At 61.7% G+C, this 6,726-nt stretch carries 8 protein-coding genes; 2 read left to right on the forward strand and 6 right to left on the reverse strand.

What is annotated here, in order from left to right; all coding sequences use genetic code 11:
* Positions 1 to 874: 874 nt before the first annotated feature.
* Positions 875 to 3,040: a heavy metal translocating P-type ATPase gene (locus tag VDP82_RS12040; protein ID WP_323015091.1), complete on the reverse strand. Its 2,166-nt coding sequence runs from the start codon at positions 3,038 to 3,040 to the stop codon at positions 875 to 877.
* 67 nt (positions 3,041 to 3,107) lie between these two features.
* Between VDP82_RS12040 and VDP82_RS12045 the strand changes: the two genes are divergently transcribed.
* Positions 3,108 to 3,593, forward strand: coding sequence for a helix-turn-helix domain-containing protein (locus VDP82_RS12045; RefSeq protein ID WP_323015092.1), 486 nt, complete (start codon positions 3,108 to 3,110; stop codon positions 3,591 to 3,593).
* Between the two features lie 577 nt (positions 3,594 to 4,170).
* Here VDP82_RS12045 and VDP82_RS12050 read toward each other — a convergent pair.
* The 4 genes from VDP82_RS12050 to VDP82_RS12065 all read right to left on the reverse strand — a co-directional run bounded on the left by VDP82_RS12050 (position 4,171) and on the right by VDP82_RS12065 (position 5,241).
* Complete coding sequence (locus VDP82_RS12050; protein WP_323015093.1) at positions 4,171 to 4,338, reverse strand: hypothetical protein; 168 nt, start codon at positions 4,336 to 4,338, stop codon at positions 4,171 to 4,173.
* A gap of 88 nt (positions 4,339 to 4,426) precedes the next feature.
* Complete coding sequence (locus VDP82_RS12055; protein WP_323015094.1) at positions 4,427 to 4,582, reverse strand: hypothetical protein; 156 nt, start codon at positions 4,580 to 4,582, stop codon at positions 4,427 to 4,429.
* 64 nt (positions 4,583 to 4,646) lie between these two features.
* Complete coding sequence (locus VDP82_RS12060) at positions 4,647 to 4,784, reverse strand: hypothetical protein (RefSeq protein ID WP_323015095.1); 138 nt, start codon at positions 4,782 to 4,784, stop codon at positions 4,647 to 4,649.
* A 184-nt stretch (positions 4,785 to 4,968) separates the two neighbouring features.
* Positions 4,969 to 5,241 carry a transposase gene (locus VDP82_RS12065; RefSeq protein WP_323015096.1) on the reverse strand — a complete coding sequence of 91 codons (273 nt, stop codon included), beginning with the start codon at positions 5,239 to 5,241 and terminating at the stop codon, positions 4,969 to 4,971.
* 81 nt (positions 5,242 to 5,322) lie between these two features.
* On the opposite strand from VDP82_RS12065, the gene VDP82_RS12070 reads away from it, so the two are divergent.
* Entirely contained in the window at positions 5,323 to 6,066 is a 744-nt protein-coding gene (locus tag VDP82_RS12070; RefSeq protein ID WP_323015097.1) for a hypothetical protein, read from the forward strand.
* Here the strand turns inward: VDP82_RS12070 and VDP82_RS12075 are convergent.
* The coding region (locus tag VDP82_RS12075; protein ID WP_323015098.1) for a hypothetical protein at positions 6,052 to 6,726 on the reverse strand (675 nt) is incomplete at its 5' end. The genes VDP82_RS12070 and VDP82_RS12075 overlap by 15 nt on opposite strands.

The following is a 6,726-nucleotide window of genomic DNA, read 5'->3' on the forward strand; positions in this document are numbered from 1 at the left end:
CAACTCACGCTGATCGGCGGAACCCTCTCTATTCAAGTTCGAAAAGGCGCGCCCGTGCGGCGCACCATTTCACAGACGGCGGCACTCAGGAGGTGGAATGCGGCTACGGGCCGAGATAAGCGAAATCGAAGCCCCAAATGGCAATGAGGCAGTCGGGATGGTGCAATTTTACCTGCTCCGCGCCAGCGTGATGATGCCGTCGCGGCGCAGCGCCTGTAGGGTGCTGTTGACATGCACCATGGACAATCCGAGCGCCTCGCCAACTCGGCATGGGTCATGGGTAGGGCATAGGTTTCATCCAGTTCGACCAGCCCGACGACATCCAACTCGCAGAGCAGATACGAGCCGCGCTCGAGGGCGCTGCGCGAGCCTATGCTGATGACCCGCTCCTGCCGGATGGCCGCTTCGGTGGCCGAAGCGCGCATGAGGCTGGCAAATTCGCCCTTCAATCGCTTAGCTGCAGAACGGCGTCCTGGCATCAGTTCCAGGTTCTCAGGGCTCTCGCCGCCGACTATCGATAGAACGACGCTCGTGAGATCGAGACCAGCTCGCACCGGCGGCGGATCGCGAGCCGATGGAATGGTTCGCGCCAGGCACTCCAGCGACCATCATCACCCACGCCAATCTCAGCGACACCGTCGCCGTTGACGCCCCGATGCCGTCCAACAAGCAGGCGCGCCACGCCGTATGCTGCGGCTTGCGACCGCCGCCCAACCACACCAAATCAGAAACCCCCATAGCCCAGTGCATGCGGACCGCGAGTTCCTGCGCGGGTGGCTTTGCGACGCCTTACGGCATCCCAAAGCCTTCACCATTGTGGTCGTTTGGGCTCCGACTGAGAATTCCTAAAAGCGGCGATTCAATGAGCGCGATATCAGGTTGTCCCGCGCCAGCCCAATAGGCGTATGGCGTTTAGGGTGACGAGGACCGTGGCTCCGGTATCGGCAAGGATGGCGGGCCAAAGTCCGGTTATCCCGATCACCGTGGTGACCAGAAACACCGCCTTGAGCCCCAGCGCAATGGTGATATTCTGACCGATATTGGCCATCGTGGCTTTGGACAAGCCGATCATGTCGGCGATGTCAGTGACACGACCATGCAGTATGGCAGCGTCTGCGGTTTCCAAAGCGACATCGGTGCCACCGCCCATGGCGATGCCAATATCCGCAGCGGCCAATGCAGGGGCGTCGTTGATGCCGTCGCCAATTTTTGCCACCACTTCGCCCTCGGCTTGGAGTTTGCGGACGATGCGCTGCTTGTCTTCTGGCAGCAGTCCCGCACGTACCTCCATGCCGAGCGCGTCGCCAATGGCGGCGGCTGTCCGCTGATTGTCGCCGGTCAGCATGACCGTGCTCACACCGGCTTTTCTCAGGGCATCGACACCACCCTTTGCATCAGGCCGAGGCTCGTCGCGGATCGCGAAAACTCCGGTGACTGCATCATCGACCAGAAGCACCGAGACGGTTTTGCCTGCATCATTGAACGCATCAATCCAAGTCTGCAGGTCGCCGGAGATAGCGGCTTTTTCCATGGCGGCGGTCAATGAGGCCAAGAATATCGCCTCGCCACCGACGCTGCCCATCACCCCTTTGCCGGGCACCGCCTTCATGTCGAATGCCGGCGGGATCGGCGCCCTGTCGACCTGCGCTCTGGCCAGTATTGCCAGCGCCAAGGGATGGCTCGACCCCATCTCCAGCGCTGCCGCCATCGACAGCACCTTGGCTTCGGATCGACCGACGCCGATGATGTCGGTGACCTTGGGCCTGCCTTCGGTCAGCGTGCCAGTCTTGTCCATCGCCACCACGGTGACGGTGCGCAGATGCTCGAGCACCGCGCCACCCTTGAGCAGCAGGCCCCGCCGCGCACCTGCCGAAAGTGCAGCGGCTACGGCCGCCGGCGTCGAGATCACCAAGGCGCAGGGGCAGCCGATGAGCAGAATGGCCAGCCCCTTGTAAATCCACTCTCCCCAGTCCTGGCCGAGCAGCATCGGCGGAACGACCGCCACCAGAGCGCCAACCACCAGGACGGCCGGCGTGTAGATCTTGGAAAATTGGTCAATGAACCGCTCAGTTGGCGCCTTGCTCTCCTGGGCCTCCTCCACCAGGGCAATCACGCGCGCAATGGTGTTGTCGGCAGCCTGTGCGGTCACCCTAATCCGGATGACCGCATCCGTATTGATGGTGCCGGCAAAGACCAGATCGCCACGCCCCTTGGATTTTGGCACGCTCTCCCCAGTCACCGGCGCCTCGTCGATGGCACTGCTTCCCTCGACGATCTCGCCATCGGCGGGAATGCGGTCACCAGGCCGGACCATGACGATGGCCTTGAGCGCCAGATCGGCGGCGGGCACGTCCCTGACGGTGTCGCCTTCGACCAACAGGGCCGTTTTGGGCACCAGGTTGGCTAGCCCTTTGATGCTGGCGCGCGCGCTGCTGGCGGCGACGCCTTCGAGCAGTTCGCCCACCAGGAACAGCAATACCACCATTGCCGCCTCCTCTGTGTCTCCGATAAAGACGGCCCCAATGGCGGCAATCGACATCAGCGTCTCGATGGAGAAGGGCGAGCCCGCCATTGCCCCGGCCACGGCACGCCGGCCAATCGGGATCAAGCCCACCAGCAGGGCAATCAAAAACGACCAATGGCCGATCTCGGGCTGCACCCGGCCGAGCAGATAGGCGGTCAGCAAAGCCGCGCCACAGGCCAGGGTCAGCAGGGCTTTTCGGGTTTTCCACCACGGGAGGTTTTCGTCAGGCTCGCGATCGTCATGAATTTGGTCATCGCCGGAGTGTATCGCTGAGCTAGGGGTAGCCTCCGACGATCGGAGGGGCCGCGTAGGATAGCCGAGATTGCCAACCTTGGTGACGATCTCCTGCAGGTCTGCACCGGGGCGATGCTTAATCGTCATTGTGCCATTCATTACCGAGACTGACACATCCTCGACGCCAGCAATGCGGCGCGCTGCGGTGTCCACTTTGGCCGCACAGGAAGCACAATCCATACCCTCGACCCGAAAGCGTGCCGTATCTATTTGCGCATCCATTCCGCCGACTCCTTGCAATTCAGAAATCAGGCGTACATCCTCCAGTGGCTATAGGAGCAAGCGTATCATGAGCAGAGGCATCGCGATCGGCAGGGTTTCGGAAGCGAGCGGGGTCAAGGTGCCGACGATCCGCTACTATGAGCAGATCGGACTGCTGCTGCCACCGCCGCGCACAGAGGGCGGTCGCCGTGCCTATGAGCAGGCCGATATCGAGCGGCTGAGCTTTATCCGGCATTCGCGGGAGCTGGGTTTCGAGATCGACCAAATCCGCACCCTGATTCAGCTCCAAGATCGACCTGAGCAGTCTTGCGCCGATGCCGATGGTATCGCCAAGGCACGCCTTTCTGAAGTGAAGGAGAAGATTGCCAGCCTGACAGCCCTAAAGGCCGAACTCGAGCGCATGGTAGAGGGGTGCAGCCATGGGCGGGTCGAGAACTGCAAGGTCATTGACATCCTGGCCGACCACAGCAAATGCAGGCACCACCAACTGCATGCGCCGCCACAAGGCACAAAAAAGCTTGATCACGGGGCTCTAAGAGCCAGTTGGTATTGACGAATTATTCATCGCAGCTTTGTCCGGGTTAAGCTATTAATCCTGCAGTGCACTAACCACCCCCAATCTGTCGCCCAGGCTGGACGAGCAGGTCGACAGCTTTCAGGAAATTGCAAAGGCTGCCCGAACGGCAGAAATGAGGCCGCATTGCTGCCAGAGATTTTTGCAGGTGGCGGTAGTTCCGATCAGGCTTTCTCGCTTTAGTCAAAAGTGCCCTTATCTCCTTCTCAGGGTGTTCCGTATCCGTATTCTCGGTACCGCCCGGGAGGGGGCCGAGAATACGGCTGGATATGGTGTTTGATGAGCAAAGCGAACTTGCTACCATGATCGAGAATTGATCGAAGGGCGGTCAAAATATCATGCCCAGCAAGCAGCGATCCGCCTTCCGGATTGCTGCTGTGAGTGCTTGGACTGGTGAACGGAGAGTGCCCGCCACCCTGACCAACGGCCGAAGGGTGGCCAGTCCAAACACTCACCGCCTGTTCTGCCGATTGGTCGAAGACCTTGCCGCCCTGCCCGTCAGGTCGAGGGACGGCAATCGGCAGAACAGGCCCATAAAGAACACCTTCATTCAGGCTCAAAGGCACCAGTTTTCGATTTTCATGCAGAAGGGAATCTTTCGGCTGCGGCTTGACGGGATGCACAGGGTAATCTCCCTGTTAGCGAGCGCCTGGCGGAACCAGGCGCTGTCACAGCCCCGGTCGGCGATCAGATGGGAAGCGGCTGGCAACTCGTCGAGCACCATGCCAGCGCCCTTGTGGTCGCTGGCCTGGCGCTGAGCTTGAGGATGATGGGCCGTCCGGCCTGATCGCAGACGGCATGGAGCTTGGAGTTCAACCCGCCCTTGGTGCGTCCAATATAGCGGGGTACATCCCCTTTTTTAGCAGGGTCGCTGCCATGCGATGAGCCTTGAGGTGGGTTGCGTCGATCATGATCCGTTCCGGCCGAGGGCCGTCCTGACTGAGCGCCACGAAGATTTTGTCGAACATGCCCAGCCGGCTCCAGCACATGAAGCGGTTTGTGCGGGCGATAGGCAACGGGAGCGCCCTCCCACTACAAACCATTGCGGATGACGTAGACAATTCCGCTCACCACCCGCCGGTCATCGACCCGCGGCACGCCATGCGCCAACGGAAAATGCGGCAACAACCGCGCCATCTGCGCCGCGCTCAGCAAGAACAAACCACCCATCGGACCCTCCAATAGGGAATCTGAATCACAGATCAATCCAGATTAATGAGGCCTGTGCGCGGGGCGAATTTTGCGTTGCTTTTGTTTGATCTTTTCGGCTATCGCGGCGATGGGTGCAAAGATATCGGTGCCAACGTAGTTGGCTTTTGTCGCCCTTGTGTGAACGCCCGTGAGTTTTTACTCGCTATCCAGCCATGGCGATAATGTTCAAACTGCGTTTCATATTGTAGGCGATGGCGGTGAGGCGAATTTGAACGCCTGCCTTGGCCAGCCCGCGCCATCGCATCCGACGAAGTCCATAGCAGCGTTTCCAGGTGCCGAAGATCTTTTCGATCCGGCCACGAATGCGGTGGATCGGTTGATTCCAGGCCTCAAGGCGCGCCCACCCGCGCACAGGTCTCTTAATAGGTCCTGACCCTAGGCCTGGCTCCCATTCCCACCATATGAGGCGCGGCATTTCCACAAGGGCCGCACCCCATGCGGGAGCGGGCGCTAGATGCTAGGAGGGGGCATTGGACAGCCCGAGGACCGCCCCGCCATGCCCCCTAACGCACACGCCGTCGCCGGCTCTGCCGCCCCCGGCTCCCAGGTTCTGCTGCCGAACGAAATTGCCGGCGCCAGGGTCATCCATCACCGCCTGGACAATGGCACATTGACCCTGGAGGGGGACCGGATGGCGCTGGTGGTGCTGTTCCTTGTCTCAGGGGCGGCGTCGATCCGCTCGGGGGGCGCCTCTCATGCCTTTTCCGGCAAGACCTGCTATGTGGCCCGGCCGGGCGACGCCATCGCCATCGAGGCTCCCGTCCGCGCCGACATCATCGAGATCGACTGGACCCTGACCGCACAGGATCATGAGAAGGTGGACCTGGCCAGCATGGATTTCCCGCTGGTTCAGGACTATGCGGCCAGCCCGCAATATCGCGACTATTTCAAAAGCGAGAAGACCATCAGCCGCACGCTGGTGGGCCCGCATGTGCTGCCGCGATTCTGCATGGGCTCAGTGGAATCGATCGGGCCGGACCGCATCGAACCCCATGCCCACCCCATGCTGGACCAGCTGTTTTTCAGCTTTGCCGAAAACGACATCACTTTGCTCATCGATGGCGAGCGCCATCCCCTGGGCGGGGATACGTTACTGCATATTCCGCTGGGGTCGGACCATGGTGTCGAGGTCGAGGCGGGCCGGCGCATGCATTACCTCTGGCTGGATTTCTTCCAGCGCCACGAGGACATGGATTATATCGCCCAGGTGCACAAGGACGTGCCCTCAAGACGCCTCTGAACCGAGCCGACGCAGCCGGATGTCCACCCGCCCTTCCAGCATCTCGCCGGGGGCGAGCACGCGCATGCCGGTCTGCGCCGTGCCATCGGCGGCAAGGTTGAAGCCATTGGCCAGGTGGGTGGCGGCTTCAAGGCATTGATAGGGCCCGGCCTCATGCACCACCAGATGGGTGAATTCCGGGCTGGCGGTCAGAACCGTCTCCCAGCCGTCCCGCTTCACAAGGGCCTGCGACCAGTGCTCCAGATAAAGCGTTGCCGCCGCCGGTCCCGGCCCGGCCTGTCTTTCTCCGGTGGGCAGATAATCGGGGCGCATCGGCCAGTGGAAGCGCGCATCATGCGCCACGCTGCCGGCGGGGAAATAGGGGTGCCAGCCCAGCCCGGCCGGCATCGGCACGCTGCCGGCATTGCGCAGGGTCAGAACGAGCCCCAGCCCGTTTTCTTCCAGCGTGAAGTGCTGGCGGGCCTGGAAGGCCCAAGGCCAGTCAGCGTCGGCGGCGTAGTCCAGCGCCAGCACGGCGCTGGCCCCGTCCTGTGCTCTCACATGCCAAGGCCGGCGTTGCGCGGGACCGTGCAGGCTGTGCGGCGCCGCATCCGGATGCGGCGTCAAGGCATGGGTCGCGCCGCCGAACCGAAGCTGCGCATTCTCGATCCGGTTGTGATA

Source organism: Devosia sp., from assembly GCF_034675085.1.
Taxonomy (GTDB): domain Bacteria; phylum Pseudomonadota; class Alphaproteobacteria; order Rhizobiales; family Devosiaceae; genus Devosia.

Coding starts and splice junctions, on each gene's coding strand:
- VDP82_RS12040 (WP_323015091.1), bottom strand. CDS start 3,040: ATGGATGCGCAAATAGATACGGCACGCTTTCGGGTCGAGGGTATGGAT.
- VDP82_RS12045 (WP_323015092.1), top strand. CDS start 3,108: ATGAGCAGAGGCATCGCGATCGGCAGGGTTTCGGAAGCGAGCGGGGTC.
- VDP82_RS12050 (WP_323015093.1), bottom strand. CDS start 4,338: ATGGTGCTCGACGAGTTGCCAGCCGCTTCCCATCTGATCGCCGACCGG.
- VDP82_RS12055 (WP_323015094.1), bottom strand. CDS start 4,582: ATGTTCGACAAAATCTTCGTGGCGCTCAGTCAGGACGGCCCTCGGCCG.
- VDP82_RS12060 (WP_323015095.1), bottom strand. CDS start 4,784: ATGGGTGGTTTGTTCTTGCTGAGCGCGGCGCAGATGGCGCGGTTGTTG.
- VDP82_RS12065 (WP_323015096.1), bottom strand. CDS start 5,241: ATGCCGCGCCTCATATGGTGGGAATGGGAGCCAGGCCTAGGGTCAGGA.
- VDP82_RS12070 (WP_323015097.1), top strand. CDS start 5,323: ATGCCCCCTAACGCACACGCCGTCGCCGGCTCTGCCGCCCCCGGCTCC.